Origin of the sequence: Campylobacter concisus (assembly GCF_002912425.1) — a bacterium.
Taxonomy (GTDB): Bacteria; Campylobacterota; Campylobacteria; order Campylobacterales; family Campylobacteraceae; genus Campylobacter_A; species Campylobacter_A concisus_AH.
In genome coordinates this window covers 1-15,005 of record NZ_POYR01000101.1, presented here as the reverse complement: position 1 = coordinate 15,005, position 15,005 = coordinate 1, and the positions used below count along the sequence as shown (strand labels likewise).

14 protein-coding genes are annotated in these 15,005 nt (G+C 39.6%); 7 read left to right on the top strand and 7 right to left on the bottom strand.

Annotation, left to right across the window (positions count from 1 at the left end; genetic code table 11):
- Positions 1-71: 71 nt before the first annotated feature.
- The gene (locus tag CYP84_RS05160) at positions 72-893 is read right to left on the bottom strand and encodes a YihY family inner membrane protein (protein ID WP_103636880.1); all 822 of its coding nucleotides are present in this window, start codon (positions 891-893) and stop codon (positions 72-74) included.
- Between the two features lie 3 nt (positions 894-896).
- A complete protein-coding gene (locus tag CYP84_RS05155; protein WP_002942758.1) occupies positions 897-1,619 on the bottom strand; it encodes a plasminogen-binding N-terminal domain-containing protein in 723 nt (240 codons plus the stop codon).
- Positions 1,620-1,733: 114 nt separating this feature from the next.
- On the opposite strand from CYP84_RS05155, the gene CYP84_RS05150 reads away from it, so the two are divergent.
- The 4 genes from CYP84_RS05150 to CYP84_RS05135 all read left to right on the top strand — a co-directional run bounded on the left by CYP84_RS05150 (position 1,734) and on the right by CYP84_RS05135 (position 7,130).
- Positions 1,734-2,903, top strand: a complete 1,170-nt coding sequence (locus CYP84_RS05150; protein WP_087581705.1) for a peptidoglycan DD-metalloendopeptidase family protein — start codon at positions 1,734-1,736, stop codon at positions 2,901-2,903.
- 9 nt (positions 2,904-2,912) lie between these two features.
- A complete protein-coding gene (gene mgtE, locus CYP84_RS05145; protein ID WP_103606976.1) occupies positions 2,913-4,280 on the top strand; it encodes a magnesium transporter in 1,368 nt (455 codons plus the stop codon).
- Positions 4,265-4,849 (top strand): NUDIX domain-containing protein, encoded by a 585-nt coding sequence (locus tag CYP84_RS05140; protein WP_103636879.1) that lies wholly within the window; start codon positions 4,265-4,267, stop codon positions 4,847-4,849. The genes mgtE and CYP84_RS05140 overlap by 16 nt, the downstream gene beginning before the upstream one ends.
- Before the next feature lie 163 nt (positions 4,850-5,012).
- Positions 5,013-7,130, top strand: a complete 2,118-nt coding sequence (locus tag CYP84_RS05135; protein ID WP_258032664.1) for an RNA degradosome polyphosphate kinase — start codon at positions 5,013-5,015, stop codon at positions 7,128-7,130.
- A 434-nt stretch (positions 7,131-7,564) separates the two neighbouring features.
- Here the strand turns inward: CYP84_RS05135 and CYP84_RS05130 are convergent, their stop codons facing one another.
- The 4 genes from CYP84_RS05130 to CYP84_RS05115 are packed head-to-tail and all read right to left on the bottom strand — an operon-like array spanning position 7,565 to position 11,138.
- Positions 7,565-8,368, bottom strand: a complete 804-nt coding sequence (locus CYP84_RS05130) for a 3'-5' exonuclease (RefSeq protein WP_103636878.1) — start codon at positions 8,366-8,368, stop codon at positions 7,565-7,567.
- Positions 8,365-9,012: a ribulose-phosphate 3-epimerase gene (gene rpe / locus CYP84_RS05125; protein ID WP_103567484.1), complete on the bottom strand. Its 648-nt coding sequence runs from the start codon at positions 9,010-9,012 to the stop codon at positions 8,365-8,367. The genes CYP84_RS05130 and rpe overlap by 4 nt, the downstream gene beginning before the upstream one ends.
- A gap of 9 nt (positions 9,013-9,021) precedes the next feature.
- Positions 9,022-10,395 carry a prephenate dehydrogenase gene (locus CYP84_RS05120; protein WP_103567483.1) on the bottom strand — a complete coding sequence of 458 codons (1,374 nt, stop codon included), beginning with the start codon at positions 10,393-10,395 and terminating at the stop codon, positions 9,022-9,024.
- Positions 10,392-11,138 (bottom strand): hypothetical protein, encoded by a 747-nt coding sequence (locus CYP84_RS05115; RefSeq protein ID WP_103567482.1) that lies wholly within the window; start codon positions 11,136-11,138, stop codon positions 10,392-10,394. The genes CYP84_RS05120 and CYP84_RS05115 overlap by 4 nt, the downstream gene beginning before the upstream one ends.
- Positions 11,139-11,289: 151 nt before the next feature.
- Between CYP84_RS05115 and rpmB the strand changes: the two genes are divergently transcribed.
- The 3 genes from rpmB (at position 11,290) to CYP84_RS05100 (ending at position 12,963) form a co-directional block, all read left to right on the top strand.
- Positions 11,290-11,481, top strand: coding sequence for a 50S ribosomal protein L28 (rpmB, locus tag CYP84_RS05110; protein ID WP_002942221.1), 192 nt, complete (start codon positions 11,290-11,292; stop codon positions 11,479-11,481).
- Between the two features lie 22 nt (positions 11,482-11,503).
- Complete coding sequence (locus CYP84_RS05105; protein WP_103567481.1) at positions 11,504-12,634, top strand: potassium channel family protein; 1,131 nt, start codon at positions 11,504-11,506, stop codon at positions 12,632-12,634.
- A gap of 122 nt (positions 12,635-12,756) precedes the next feature.
- Positions 12,757-12,963: a DUF465 domain-containing protein gene (locus CYP84_RS05100; RefSeq protein WP_103567480.1), complete on the top strand. Its 207-nt coding sequence runs from the start codon at positions 12,757-12,759 to the stop codon at positions 12,961-12,963.
- A gap of 108 nt (positions 12,964-13,071) precedes the next feature.
- Here CYP84_RS05100 and htpG read toward each other — a convergent pair whose 3' ends face one another.
- Positions 13,072-14,928: a molecular chaperone HtpG gene (htpG, locus tag CYP84_RS05095; RefSeq protein WP_103567479.1), complete on the bottom strand. Its 1,857-nt coding sequence runs from the start codon at positions 14,926-14,928 to the stop codon at positions 13,072-13,074.
- Positions 14,929-15,005: the final 77 nt, after the last annotated feature.

The following is a 15,005-nucleotide window of genomic DNA, read 5'->3' as shown; positions in this document are numbered from 1 at the left end:
CATAAAATTTTACGTAAAATAATACATATCCTGCTAGCTGGTAAATTTAAAATTGCCAGCTGGCAATAAATTTATCCTTTAAATTTAGAGCTGTTTGAGAGATAGGCGCAAAACTTAAGCCCATATAAAAAGATGATCCACGAGATGTAGATCCACACAAAGAAGAAAAGTACGGCTGAAAATGAGCCATAGACGCTTAGGTAGGTCTTGTTGTAAAGGACGTAATAGACAAAGGCTGACTTGCCAAGATACCAAACAAGCGAGGCGGCAAACGAGCTAAAAAACGCACTTTTAAATTTTATCTCGTCATTTGCTGAGATGAGATATGTGACGCAAAATATCACCCAGATGATGAGATATGGCACTATGCTTAAGAAATTTATCCAGCTTGTAAATTTAGTCGAGTTTAGCATCTCTTGCACAAGGCTTGAGAGGTAAAAACTGCCAGCAAGTCCGAGTGGCGCAAGCGTGATGAGCGTCCAGTACGAGCTAAGTGCCGACCAAAAGCCCCTAGCTTTGCTAGCTCTTGTCACTTTTAAGACTACGTATTCATAATCGCTAAAAAACATAGCCGAAGTAAATATCATCGCCACAAAGCCAACTATGCCTAAATTTCCGCTATTTTGGAGGAAATTTTGCAAGTAGTTTGAGATGATCTCTTGATTGCTTGGCAAAAGAGCTGAGAAGACAAAGTCTTGAATTTTGGCGTAATAATCCTCAAAGCTAGGCAGTTTTGTAAAGATAGAAAACGATATAAGAAGTATAGGTATGATCGATAAAATCGTATGAAAACTAAGGCTTGCTGCGTAGTGAAAGAGCTCTTTGTCCTTAAGAGCAGCTAGCAAATTTAAACCACTCTTTAAATCGCTCTTGCTTAAGGACAAACGGCTCATTTATCAGTTATCTTCTTCAAAAAGTTTTTCGTAGTGAGCGTCGTAGTTGTTGATGTGCTCGCTATTAAGCTTCCAAAACACAGTATCTATATCGCTAACTCTTGTATAAAATGGTAGTTGATAATACTCAACTTCGCCAGTTTTAAACTCTTTTAGTACTTTAAAGCTTTGGCAATCAGCAAAAACGCTCCTGCCATCCATTGCGACAAAGATAAGACCAGCTGCACTTTGAGCGCACATCTTTCTAAAGTCATCTCTACTTGGATTTGGCTTGTATTCGTAGCTTAAGTATGCTCCGACAAGGTCTGGATGGATAAAAATCATATTAGGAAATGCGCCCAAAACCTCTTCATAAATTTCTTTATTTGGCACGACGATTAGCGAGCGGTTATAAAGGTAGTTTAGCACGACTATATCGCCACTTGCAGGTGCGATGCCAGGGAGTGGGAGAGCCTTTTGCTCGAGCAGGTCAAACACCTCAAATCTAACCTTCGCAAAGCCGGCATTTTTAGAGACAACGCTCACTCTTGCGATGATAGAGCTATCAGTGTCAAATTTGTGAAGCACGACGCCGCTTGATCCGATCAAAATTTCAGGACTATCAACTATCGTTGCTGTGCCGTCACTCTCGACGCTAATAAGAGGAGTTCTATACTCATTTAAAGAAAAATCAGCCCCAAAAGCAAAGCCAAAAAACAGCGATAAAATCACGATTATACGTTTCAAAAATATCTCCTAAGTTTAAATTTTTAGAGCGATTATAGCCTAAAATGCTTTATCTTTTGCAAAATTAAAGCAAGTTTTAGTTAAAATCCCCTCCAGCTTTTTAAAAGGATATCGATGCCTCGTATATTTGTGATTTTTGCAATATTATGTATAAATTTATATGCCATAAAACCAACTGTTGATGAGCTTAGTTGGCCAAATGGCAGCAGCTTTTTAAATTTTCTTGAAACAAATAAAATCCCACTTTCACTTTACTATAACCTAGCAAGCGAAGATCAAGAGCTAACAGAAGAGATCATCGCTGGCACAAAATATCAAATTTACAAAGACGATAACGGCGAGGTTAAACAAGCTCTCATCCCCGTTAGTGACGAGCTTCAGATACATATTTATAGAGATGACAAGGGTAAATTTCAGCTTGAGTTTATCCCGATCTTATACCAAAGCGAAGATAAAGTTTTAGCACTAAAAGTCGATAAATCAGTCTCTGAAGATATCTTTGACTACACTGGCTCTGGCACGCTAGCGCTTGGTTTTAAAGAGGTTTTTAGCGGCAGCGGGATCGATTTTAAAAAGATAAACAAAGGCGATACGATCGCTATTGTATATAACCAAAAACTACGCATGGGACGCTCTTTTGGCACGCCTGAAATTTACGCAGCAATGATAGAGACTAAAAACAAACGCTACGTGATGTATAAATTTGAAGATAAATTTTATGATAAAAACGGCAAGAAAAATGACAAATTTTTGCTCGTTCGCCCTCTTGCAAACGCTAGGATCACATCAAATTTCACTCTAAAAAGATGGCATCCAATCCTTCAAAGATATAGAGCGCACCTTGGAGTTGATTACGGTGCTCCAAAAGGCACACCAATCAAGGCTGCAGGCGATGGCACAGTCAAATTTGTCGGTCAAAAGAGCGGTTATGGCAGAACCGTCATCATCTCTCACGCTGGCGGCTACGAGACACTTTATGCCCACCTAAATGGCTTTGCAAAGGGCATAAGAAGCGGTCTTAAAGTAAAACAAGGCACGCTAATAGCATACGTTGGCACAAGCGGCATGAGCACTGGCCCACACTTGCACTTTGGCCTCTATCTAGGCGGCAAGCCGATCAATCCAGAAAGCGCTATCAAGGTCGTAAAAAATATAGAAGACAAGAAAGAATCGGCTAAATTTAAAGCAGTCATAAATAGAAATGATGAGCTGATAAGACAAGCTCTAAGCAACGACAAAGAGTATCACAAGGTGGAATTTTTCCCTAACGTAATAGATTTTTAAAGGTAAAACTTGAGCCAAGAACTAGAAGAAGCAAAAGAGCTGATAGATCAGCACTTAGATGAAAATTTAGAAGACGGCGAGCTCTCTGCTTACGAGCTAGCCCAGCACCTAAAAACACTTAAAAAGCACGATGAAGAGCTTTTTGCTCAGTACCTTGAAAAGCTAGATCCTGAAATTTTGGGTGATGTGGCGATAGAGTTACCTGATCACATGCTAAAAGACGTGATCGACACGCTCCCAGCTGAAAAGATCGTAGAAGCGCTTGAAGAGCTAGAAAGTGACGATGCGACAGACCTACTTCAATACATCGAAGATATCGATGAGGACAAGGCTAGAGAACTTTTTAACGAGTTAGATAAAGAAAATCAAAACGAAATTTTAAGACTTAGAAGCTACGACGAAGATAGAGCTGGTGCGCACATGCAAACAGAGCTATTTTCAGCTCATCTTGAAGAGAAGCTTGGCAGCGCAGTCGCAAGACTAAGACAAGAGAAGCAAGAAGGCAAACTAGAAAACGTCTCACAGCTTTTCATCATCGATAAAAATAGCGTCTTGCAATACGCCATCCCGCTTGAAGATCTCATCCTCTTTGACTTCACAAAGACGCTAAAACAAAATATCGAATCAACTCAGATCGACCACTACAAGCCTCACATGGCAAACGATATGGATCTCATGCAAGATGTCGCTGATATGTTTCAAGAGTACGATCTAAACGTTATCGCAGTTACAAGTAGTACTGGCATACTGCTTGGTCGTATCACATATGATGATATCCACGACTACATCCAAGAGAGCGCAACAGAGCAAATTTATAACCTAGCTGGCGTTGATGACGAGTCAGAAGAGGACGATACACTATTTAAAGCGGGTCGTGGCCGTGCGGTTTGGCTTGGCATAAATTTACTAACAGCCCTTTTTAGCTCATCTATCATCGGACTTTTTGACGAGACGATCGCAGCTTACGTCGCACTTGCCGTGCTTATGCCAATAGTCGCCTCAATGGGTGGTAACACCGGCACGCAAGCACTTGCTGTTACTGTTCGCCGTTTGGCACTTGGCGAGATAGAATTTAAAGATGCAAAGAGCGTTTTAAAGCGTGAGGTGACTATCTCACTCGTAAATGGCCTCATCTTTGGCGCTATCATGGGCGTCATCGCCGCTGTTTGGTTTGATAAAGGCATGCTTGGCGTGGTTATTGGCCTTAGCATGGTTACAAATTTATTCTTTGCTGGCTTTTTTGGCACGATCATACCTTTGACGCTAAGGCGCTTTAACATCGATCCTGCAGTTGGCTCGGCGGTCATTCTTACTACATTTACTGATGCGATAGGATTTTTTAGCTTTTTAGGACTTGCAAAATGGATACTACTATAACAAATTTAGAAATTTTACCTCTTGGTGAGTCAAAATACCTAAAGCCATTTAAGATGAAATTTAAACAAAATGGCCTGCAAAGGGACTGGGACTGCGTCAAGGTGATGAATAGCGTTAGTATATTTTTGTATCACGAGCAAAAAGATGCATTTTTGTTTGTAAAGCAGTTTCGCCCAGCCGTTTGGTACTCGCAAGAAAAAGAAGACATCAAAACAAGCGAGCAAGGCTTTACTTATGAGCTTTGCGCAGGACTTATGGATAAGGGGCTAAGCGAAGAGCAAACAGCTAGAGAAGAGGCAGTCGAAGAGGTCGGATACGAGCTAAAAGAGATGGAGCGCATCACGATGACGTACGGCGCTTTTGGCTTTGGCGGCAACATGCAAACGATGTTTTACGCAAAGATCGATGAGAGCATGAAAGTAAATGCAGGCGGTGGCATCGATGGCGAGGATATCGAGCTAGTTTTTATAAAACGAGAAGATATGATGAAATTTGCCTTTGACGAGAGCAAGGTCAAGGGCTTTGGGCTCATCTTTGCCTACTTGTGGTGGGAGAAATTTAAAGGCTAAAAAGAGACCTTTTTGATAAGCGCAAAGACAACAACCGCCACAACAAAAATGCCAACTAATATAATATAATCCGACATAAGAAACCTTTACGTTTAAAATTTGCACTATTGTAACTAAATTTTTAACAAAATAAGAACTTTATAACCGCACATATCGTAAAATAATCAAAAATTATAAGGAGAAAATGATGAGCGAAAATGAAACTCTTTTTATCAACCGCGAATTAAGCTGGCTACGCTTCAACTCAAGGGTGCTCGCTCAGTGTGAAAAGGATATACCTTTACTTGAAAAGCTAAAATTTATAGCCATTTATATGACAAATCTTGATGAATTTTATATGATCAGAGTTGCTGGTCTAAAGCAGCTTTTTGCAGCTGGCGTGACGACAAGTAGCAGCGACGGCATGAGTCCGCTTGATCAGCTAAGAGAGATCAGAAAGTACCTGCAAGATGAGCAAAATTTAGTCGAGGCTCACTACAAAAACACCGTCGATGCGCTTAGCAAAGAGGGTCTTTTTATCAAAAACTATGACGAGCTTGATGATAGTTTAAAGCAAAAATGCGACGAATACTTTTTCTCAAACATCCTGCCAGTCATCGTGCCTATCGCTGTTGATGCGACACATCCATTTCCGCACCTAAACAACCTTAGCTTCTCCCTTGCCGTTAAGCTTGCTGACATCGAGCATCCTGAAATTTTAAAATACGGCATGATAAGAATTTCAAGAGTTTTGCCAAGATTTACCCAGCCAAGTAGCAACGTCTTTGTGCCAATAGAGACGATCGTGCACCGCCACGCAGAAGAAATTTTCCCAGGATATAAGCTTATTAGCTCGGCTGCCTTTAGAGTGACAAGAAACGCTGATATCGTCATCGAAGAAGAAGAGGCGGATGACTTTATGATGATACTTGAGCAAGGGCTAAAGCTTCGTAGAAAAGGGGCTTTTGTGCGTATGCAGATAGATAAAGACGCAGACGCTGATATCTTAGAGTTTTTAAATTTTCACATGAAAATTTTTCACAAAGATATCTATTTTTCAAGCATCCCGCTCACACTTAGCTCTCTTTGGGAGATAGCTGGGAGTAAGAACTTCAGCCACCTAGCAAACCCGCCCTACGCCCCAAAAACACTGCCTCCATTTGGCAACGGCGTCTCGATTTTTGACGCCATAGATAAAGAGGATGTGCTGCTAGTTCATCCATTTGAGAGCTTTGATCCAGTCGTTAGCTTTATAAGAGAAGCTAGCAAAGATCCAAAGGTGATCTCGATACGCATGACGCTTTACAGGGTCGATAAAAACTCGCCGATCATCCAAAGCCTGATAGACGCCGCAAGCGACGGCAAGCAAGTGACCGTGATGGTAGAGCTAAAAGCGAGATTTGATGAAGAGAACAACCTCCACTGGGCAAAGGCGCTTGAAGATGCTGGCGCACATGTGATATATGGCATCACAGGCTTTAAGGTGCATGCAAAAGTTAGCCAAGTGATCCGCCAGATCGGCGATAAACTCAAATTTTACATGCACTTTGGCACTGGCAACTACAACGGCAGCTCGGCAAAAATCTACACCGACGTGAGTCTATTTACGAGCAAAGAGGAATTTAGCCAAGATACGACCTCGTTTTTTCACATCCTCTCAGGATATAACAAAAACCGCCGTCTAAACGCCCTTAGCATGTCGCCCTTTCAGATAAAAGAGCGCATCATCGAAAAAATAAGAGTGGAGGCCAGCAAAGGCAGCGAGGGCAGGATCATCGCCAAGATGAACGCGCTAATAGACGAAGACGTGATAAATGAGCTTAGCCGCGCCTCAAATGCAGGCGTAAAAATCGACTTAATCGTTCGTGGTGTGTGCGGACTAAGACCTGGCGTAAAAGGCAAAAGCGAAAACATAAGAGTTCGCTCGATCATCGGTAAATACTTGGAGCATGCTAGAATTTTATATTTCAAGCACGCTAATCCAAAAATTTACATCTCAAGCGCTGACTGGATGCCACGAAATTTAGAGCGCCGATTGGAGCTCATGACGCCTATCTTTGAGCCAAGACTACAAGAGAGACTGCTTGAAATTTTAGAGCTTCAGCTAAGTGATAATGACCTAGCATTTGAGCTACAAAATAACGGCGAATACACAAAAGTAGCTAGACGCGAGGGCGAAAAAGTGATCTCTTGCCACGAAGTTTTAGAAAACTACATCTCTAAAATTTATAAATCAGTCAAAAAAGACACCGACAAAGCAAAAGCAGATATGCTTGCAAGCAAGCTTTTAAAAGAGAGCTAAAAGATAAATGGCTTTTAAATTTAAGTTTAGAAGCCATTTTTACTATAAATCCTAAATCTTAAATCCAAAGACTAATTTTAGTTTCTAGCTAAATTTAACTCCAAATTTGCCACGCAGCTTTAACAAAAAGAAATTTATTCAATTTAATGCAAGCTCTAAATTTAGCCACAAAAGCAACCCGCCTACAAACTGCGTCATCAGTAGCGACGGCTTAGCTATTTTATACATACGAAACTGGCTTTCACGAGAAATTTATCACAATGGCAATGCTGTTTTAGGGATTTTGTAAAGATCGGCGCTTGCAGGGCGATTGAACGCGCCGTTTGAAAGCATAATGACCACAAACTACACAAGGACATAAAGTCTAGTTTAAAAGCCCTCAACTAAATCAAATTTCTAAATTCCCAGCCAAGTGGCTTAAATTTAAACCAGCCCTACTCCAAAGCTTTTAAAACTGGCTCTGGTTTTAGCTTCACGCTTGGAGCATTTTTGCTAAAACTTATGAGATCCTCTGTCGTTTGTATGCTAAATGGCAGACGAGTTAAGCAGACTTTGAAAATTTCAGCCGCTGCTATCGCGTCATTTAGGGCTCTGTGGTGGGTGTTGTTTATGCCAAGGAGCTCTTTTAGCGAGCCAAGGCCGTATTTTTGCGAGGCGATGGTGCGGCGGCTAAGATCGATGGTGCAAAGCTTTCTGTTTAGCAGTATGCCAAGACCGATCTCGTTTAGACTATGCGAGATAAATCCGTAGTCAAAATTTACGTTGTGCGCGATAAAAACGCTAGTTCCAAGAAAAATTTTAAACTGCTCCAGCACATTTAGTAAATTTGGCGCACCAACTAGATCACTTGCTCTTATGCCAGTTAGCTCTGTGATATTTTCAGGCACCGCACTAGCTGCCACGAAGCTTTCAAAGCGCCCTATTTCGGTGCCATTTTTCATTTTTATAGCGCCTATTTCGATGATCTGGCCATTTGTCGTGCCACCAGTCGTTTCGATATCCACGACGCAAAATTCCTGCTCGCTAATATCTCTAAATCTCGTGCCAAGCTCGATCTCGTTGCTTTCATTTCTAGTGATGTCAAGTCCGAGAGTTCGCCACATATCAAGGTCACGCACGTCAATGAGCGATGAAATTTCCTCAATATCGCTAAATTTTAAAATAAACTCGTGATAGCCTAAATTTTGCCTAGCTAAAATTTCAATGCTATTTTCTAAACGCTGTTTTTTTGGCTTCAAAACTCAAGCTTTATGGCGCGAATGGCTTGTTCGTATGAATTTGATGAGAAGATGTAGCTGCCAGCCACCAAGACATCAGCTCCAGCCTCTTCAAGATCAGGCGCATTTAGTCCATTTACGCCGCCATCTACTTCGATGAGACACTTTGCGTTTTTGCGCTCTATTAGCTCCCTTAATGCCCTTGTTTTCTCAAGCACGACTGGCATAAATTTCTGACCACCAAAGCCAGGATTTACGCTCATTAATAGCACCATATCAACTTCATCGATGATATGCTCGATCGCGCTAACTGGCGTGTGTGGATTTAGCACGATACCAGGGCCAACGCCGTTTTTTCTGATGTGGTCTATTAGTCTCATCGGATGCTTCTCTTCTTCGATGTGAAAGGTTAGAAATTTTGGTTTTAGTGGCAAAAAAAGATCAGCAAAAAATGAGTTATTTTCAACCATCAAATGAATATCGAGCGGCTTTGTAGCAGCCTTCGCAACGGCACTTACCACGACTGGTCCGATGGTTAAATTTGGTACAAAATGCCCATCCATAACATCAACATGCACCAGATCGCACCCAGCCTCGCAAATGGCTCTTATCTCAGCTGCCAAATTTCCGAAATCAGCCGACAAAATACTAGGTGCAACGTACATTTTAAATCCTTATTTACTTATAAAAATCACGCCAGTTTGGCTCTCTTTTGCATTTAACGTGGCAAAAATTCCACTGCTTGCTCTGTCAAAAAACATCTCATTTTCGTAAAATTTAAAGTTGCTAAGTTTTACCTTTAAATTTCTCTCGATGAAAATGTCTAAAATTTTGCTTGCAATGATACTAAAAATTTGAGAAAATCCGCTTAAACAGCCGCACTCCAGATCACCATTATCTGAAAAAATGGAGCAAATTTTGCTAAGCTTGTCCTTTTTAACACCAAGCAAAATTCTCATCTGTACGTCGCCATAAAAGAGCACGCAAGCCCGCAGATAGTCATTTTCACCCTCTACGTTAAAGTTGCTAATCTTTTTATCAAGGCATAAAATTTCACTCTCTATCAAAGGTGAGAGTACGTCTGTGACACTTGAGATCACAAGTGGCAAAAACTCAACTAAGCTTTTATTCATCTTTGTAGGCTCAATGTCGATAAGGCGCTTTTTAAAATAGAGCGTCGAGTCATCTTTGAAAAAATCATCCATCTTTTTATATAAAAGTATCTTTGCCGCTTTTAAATTTGAGGCAAGTGTCTCTGAGATGTTGCCCTCATTTAAGCCGCTAATCGCCAATATACCGCCACTTTTTTGGCTCAGCTCAGATAGCTTTATCAAAAAACTAGCACCTATGGTATTTAAAGCACCAACCGAATCAGACCAAAAAACAAAGAATTTAAAGCCTATCTTTTGTAATCTTTCGTGAAATTTATAGTCAAAATTCTGCACAAAAGAGCTATCCATGAGCCCTACTGTCTTGTAAATAACGACGTCGCCTCTTACAAAAGTGCTAAACTCTTTTTTGCCTAAAACGATGTGATTTAGGGTGCTGATGGTGTATTTGTAAGCTTGCTTGGCGGCATTAAATTCTTCCACGCTTTTTACAAATTTACACTTGTAGCACTTTTGCTCCAAAAGCGAGTTGATGTAGTCTTTATACTGCTCATTTTTGTTATAAATCACGATGGCTTCGCTACTATCTGCTAGCGTATCGTTTAAAAATAGCGTCGCAACTTTTTCATTTTCAAAGAGTGAAAATCTCAAAATATTTTTTGAAGTCTTTGCCACAAGCTCGTAAAAAGTATCGTCATAGTCGCAAACTGCAAACTCAGCGCCTATCTGCTTAGCTATGCCTGAGAGATGCTCGCACGTGCTATTTAGCCAAAGCGGGCTAAAAAAGGTGACATTTTTTAATGAAAGCAAAATAGCACTTATCTGCCTTGCGCAAATTTGCTCTACATCGGCCTTTTTGATACTTGAAGGAGTGATATTAACCTCCAAAAATCCAAATGGCCTAACAATGGCCAAAGAGCCCTCAAAAGTTACTTTCATTTTCTAAGAGCCTTTTTTAAATTTATAACCATATCAGCCGAAGCATGGACGCTGACATCGGTGATCCTATCAATGCCAAAGTCAAAAAATTTAGCAGTGCTAGCCTCATAAGAGAGCAAAATTTTAAAGTATTTTAAAACTATAACCTCTTCTCTAGTGAGCCTATCACTCTCCCATCCTGCAAGCTTTAAAAGCACTCCAAATAGCGAAATGTCAAACCTTCGCTGCAAGATCCTATCAAAGCTCATATCAGAAAAACCAACGATATGTTTAAGCGAGTGCGGATACTTTAAAAAGATCAGCTCGCAAAATATAAGAAGAATGAGCGCGTAGGCAGCTAGAAATAAATTTTTTTGATTTTTTAGTCCAAGGTAGTTTAGAAGTTTGCTCCAGTCAGATAGAAATTTGGCATTAAACTCCATCATCGAGTATAAATTTACACCAAAATTTTTATATCTTTTTGGAGATTTGATAAAAACAAAATAAGAGCAAATTATCATTTTTAAGTTGTCTATGCCTAGCGGATAAGCCATCGCATAGATATCTCTAGTGTGGTTTTGAACGCCAAAATCGCCTAAATTTACTATCGTTGCAAAGTACGCTTTAAAAGTCTCACTCCCCCTAAAAAGCTCCATAGCAGTAGTGATGTCGCCCTCATCTAAGTGCTTTTGGCACTCATAAAAAATATCGGGCATTGTATAGATAAAATTTGAAATGTCATCTATTTGATTTTTAGTTAGCATTTTTGTTTTACCGATTTTTTATTTTGGGGCTATTTTAGCCTTAATTAAATAAAAAATCAACAAAACTTATAAATATAAATGTTCATTTTAAGCAATACTTTGGTTTTGTTTAGATAAAATCAGCAGAAATTTTTGTTTATAAGGAAAAAAAATGTCAAAAAGATGTGCGATAACTGGCAAAGGACCAATGGTAGGCAACAACGTGAGCCACGCCAACAATAAAACTAAAAGAAGATTTTTACCAAATCTTAGAACTATCCGTGTTACTCTAGAAGATGGCACAACAAGAAGAATAAAAGTTGCTGCTTCTACTCTAAGAACTATGAAAAAGCAGTCAAACTAAGAGATAAAATGAAGAGGAATTTATGTCTTTTCTCTCAAGACTTTTAAAATTCCTCAACTGGTCAAACTCCGCAAAACCAGAAATAAGCCTAGATACTGAGCTTTACGAACAACTAAAACCTTTTAGATTTCCACTAATTTCAGTGGTACTACTGTTACTTTTTGGAACACTTGGTTATATCTTTATAGATAACTTCTCTCTCATAGATGCCTTTTACCAAGCAGGTATGACCTTCACGACGGTCGGTTTTACCGAAGTTGCGCCCATTACTCCAAAGGGGCGAATTTTTACTATAACATTTATCCTTGTTGGCTTCATCATTTTCACGCTATCAATCGGTATCGTTGTAGAAGTTCTAAAAAGAGGCACATTAATTAGCATTTTAAAGGAAAGGCGTATGCTTTACAAGATCGCAAGACTAAAAAATCACTTCGTTATTTGTTATCACAACCTCTACACGATCGAGCTTAGCGCTCAGTTTCGTGAAAATCACATACCATTTGTAGTGGTTGATGACAGAGAAGATATCGCAGAATTAGCTCAAATTTACAAGTATCCATACTTCATAAAAGCTCAGCCTCATACTCAAATCGCCTTTTTAAAAACGCATCTTTCAAGCGCAAAAGGACTAATCACTCTTAGCCCAAATATCGCTGATAATATCGCACTTATCGCTTCTGTTAGACTTTATGAAAAAGAGATAGGACGCAAAAAACCTTACCACATCATCACAAACTCAGATAGCGAAGATGATACGCAAAGACTAAAAAAACTTGGTGCTGATAGCGTAGTAAGCCCATCTCGCCTAGTCGCACAGCGTCTAAGCGCCATGAGCGTAAGACCTGATATGGAAAATTTACTCGAGCAATTTCTATACACAAAAAGCTCGCCTATCGACATAGAAGAAATTCTTGTGCCTGATTACTCTTGGATCAGGTTTAAAAGACTAAAAGAGACGCACCTAAGAAATATCACAAATGCTGACGTGGTAGGCATTAGAGACATAAATAACAAATTTATCCCTATGCCAAATGGCGATACTCTAATCGGCACTGGCACAAAGCTTTTGGTCATCGGCACAGTTGATGGCATACGCCTAACCAAACGCCTAGTAAAGAGCAAACACAAGCCAGAAGAACTAAAATACGTTTAGTTCTTGCATTTGATTTGTGGCATAAATTTGACTCAACCACTATATGTTATAGATCTAAATTTAGATAGCCAAACATTTACAAAGCCTTGTTAGAATTTATAAATTTTTTACAGGAGCTACGTATGTTACACGAATACACTGATCTCATAAATGAGTTGAAAAAAATAGATGTTCATTTTGCCGCACTTTGCAAAAAGCATGACGAGCTAAATGAAAAAATAGACAGCAAAGCTGCACAAGCCTCTGAGCTTGATGCCTTGAAAAAAGAAAAATTAAAACTAAAAGATGAAATTTACGCTCAAGTTTTAAAATACAAAGAGCAAAAATAAGTAAAATTCAAACTAATAGTGGAGCCAAATTTCGCTTAGCTTGCATTATTTTGAGCTTTTACTAGACTACAAATTTAAAAAGCCCAAATTTCTTTGGGCTTACAAATTTTATATAGCTTTTATCATCACTTTTGTTAGAAGTTCTGAAAATTTAGCTGGATTTTCTAGGCTCATGCCCTCATTTAGCCTTGCCATATCAAGAAGCAAAGGCGCTATGTCATAAATCATCGCCTCATTTTTCTCAAGTTTTGCAAAAATTTCATGATCAGCATTTATCTCCAAGATCGGCTTAACTTTTGGAGCATTTGCGCCTTGTCCCATCTGTTTTAGCATCTCTTGCATAGCGTAATCAGGGTCGTTTTTATCATATATTAGCACTGCAGCCGAGCTTGAGAGCCTTGAGCTTAGCCTAACATCTTTTACCTCGTCTTTTAAGATCTCTTTCATCTTAACAAGTGTGTTTGCAACCTTGCTCTCATCAACCTTTTCATCACTTTTGATCTCGTCGTTTATATCAGCGTGTGAGACTGATTTTAGAGGTGTTTTATCAAATTCATTGACCATTGGCATGACGATCGTATCGATCTCTTCATCCATTATTAACACTTCGATGTCGTTTTTCTTAAAGCTCTCAAGAAGCGGCGAATTTCTTAGCATATTTTCGTTGTTGCCGCTGATATAGTAGATCGATTTTTGATCCTCCTTCATCGCCTCTTTGTACTCTTTTAGGCTGATAAGTCCGTCTCTTTTTGAACTTTTAAATAGGCAAAGATCCAAAATTTGCTCTTTTTCAGCGTTAAAACCGTAAAGTCCCTCTTTTAAAACCTTGCCAAATAGTTTGTAAAATTTTATGTATTTTTCGCGGTCATTATCTTTTACTTTTGCAAGTTCGCTTAAAATTTTCTTCACGCTTTGCTCTTTGACGTTTCTCATGATCGCATTTTCTTGTAAAATTTCGCGGCTAACGTTTAGCGGCAGATCCTCAACGTCGATCACACCTTTGATAAATCTTAAATACGGCGGCAAAAGCTCTTTTGCATCGTCAGTTATAAAAACCCTCTTTACATAAAGCTTCACGCCACTTTGATAATCAACCCTAAAGAGATCAAACGGCTCAGTGCTTGGCACATAAAATAGCGTCGAGTACTCGATCTTGCCCTCGGCCTTTGTGTGGATATAAAGTAGCGGGTCGCTGCTGTCGTGTGAAATTTGCTTATAAAAGTCGTTGTAGTCTTGCTCTTTGAGGCTTGATTTGCTTAGTCTCCAAAGCGCATTTGCCTTGTTTATCTGCTCGTTTTTGCTCTCGTATGTGCCTTCTTTTTCGCCTTCTTTTGGTGCGACATAGCTCTCTTTATCCATAAATATAGGATAAGGGATGTGGTTTGAGTACTTTTTGACTATCTCTTCTATGCGCCAAGAATTTGCAAACTCATCGTCATTTAAATGCAGGATTATATCCGTGCCAAAGCCATCTTTGCTAGCCTCTTCGATCTCGTAGCTTTTTGCGTCAGATATCCATTTATAGGCTTTGTCACTTAGTGCTCGTTTGCTTATGACTTCGATCTTGCTTGCCACCATAAATGCTGAGTAAAAGCCCACGCCAAACTGGCCAATGAGCGAGCTATCTTTCTTTGCATCGCCGCTTAAGCTTTGCATAAAGCCCTTTGTGCCACTTCTTGCAATGGTGCCTAAATTTGCGATGAGCTCGTCTTTATCCATGCCGATACCGTTGTCGCTGATGGTTAAAATTTTGGCTTTTTCATCGACCTTTATGTCGATCCTTGGAGTGTAGCTTAAGCTTTTATACTTTTCATCAGTCAAGCATAGGTAGTTTAGCTTGTCAAGTGCGTCGTTCGAGTTTGATATGAGCTCTCTTAAAAATATCTCTTTGTTTGAGTAAAGAGAGTGGATCATCAAATTTAAAAGGTCATTGACCTCAGTTTGAAATTCAAATTTATCTGCCATTTTCTTTTCCTTTTTTAAAATTTTTGGCAGATTATAACACAAAGTGATAAAAATACTCTTAACATTGATAGTAATGC

Excerpts from the sequence above, each read along its gene's own strand:
- CYP84_RS05160 (WP_103636880.1), bottom strand. The coding sequence starts at position 893 with ATGAGCCGTTTGTCCTTAAGCAAGAGCGATTTAAAGAGTGGTTTAAAT.
- CYP84_RS05150 (WP_087581705.1), top strand. The coding sequence starts at position 1,734 with ATGCCTCGTATATTTGTGATTTTTGCAATATTATGTATAAATTTATAT.
- CYP84_RS05140 (WP_103636879.1), top strand. The coding sequence starts at position 4,265 with ATGGATACTACTATAACAAATTTAGAAATTTTACCTCTTGGTGAGTCA.
- rpe (WP_103567484.1), bottom strand. The coding sequence starts at position 9,012 with ATGTACGTTGCACCTAGTATTTTGTCGGCTGATTTCGGAAATTTGGCA.
- CYP84_RS05120 (WP_103567483.1), bottom strand. The coding sequence starts at position 10,395 with ATGAAAGTAACTTTTGAGGGCTCTTTGGCCATTGTTAGGCCATTTGGA.
- CYP84_RS05115 (WP_103567482.1), bottom strand. The coding sequence starts at position 11,138 with ATGCTAACTAAAAATCAAATAGATGACATTTCAAATTTTATCTATACA.
- rpmB (WP_002942221.1), top strand. The coding sequence starts at position 11,290 with ATGTCAAAAAGATGTGCGATAACTGGCAAAGGACCAATGGTAGGCAAC.
- CYP84_RS05105 (WP_103567481.1), top strand. The coding sequence starts at position 11,504 with ATGTCTTTTCTCTCAAGACTTTTAAAATTCCTCAACTGGTCAAACTCC.
- CYP84_RS05100 (WP_103567480.1), top strand. The coding sequence starts at position 12,757 with ATGTTACACGAATACACTGATCTCATAAATGAGTTGAAAAAAATAGAT.
- htpG (WP_103567479.1), bottom strand. The coding sequence starts at position 14,928 with ATGGCAGATAAATTTGAATTTCAAACTGAGGTCAATGACCTTTTAAAT.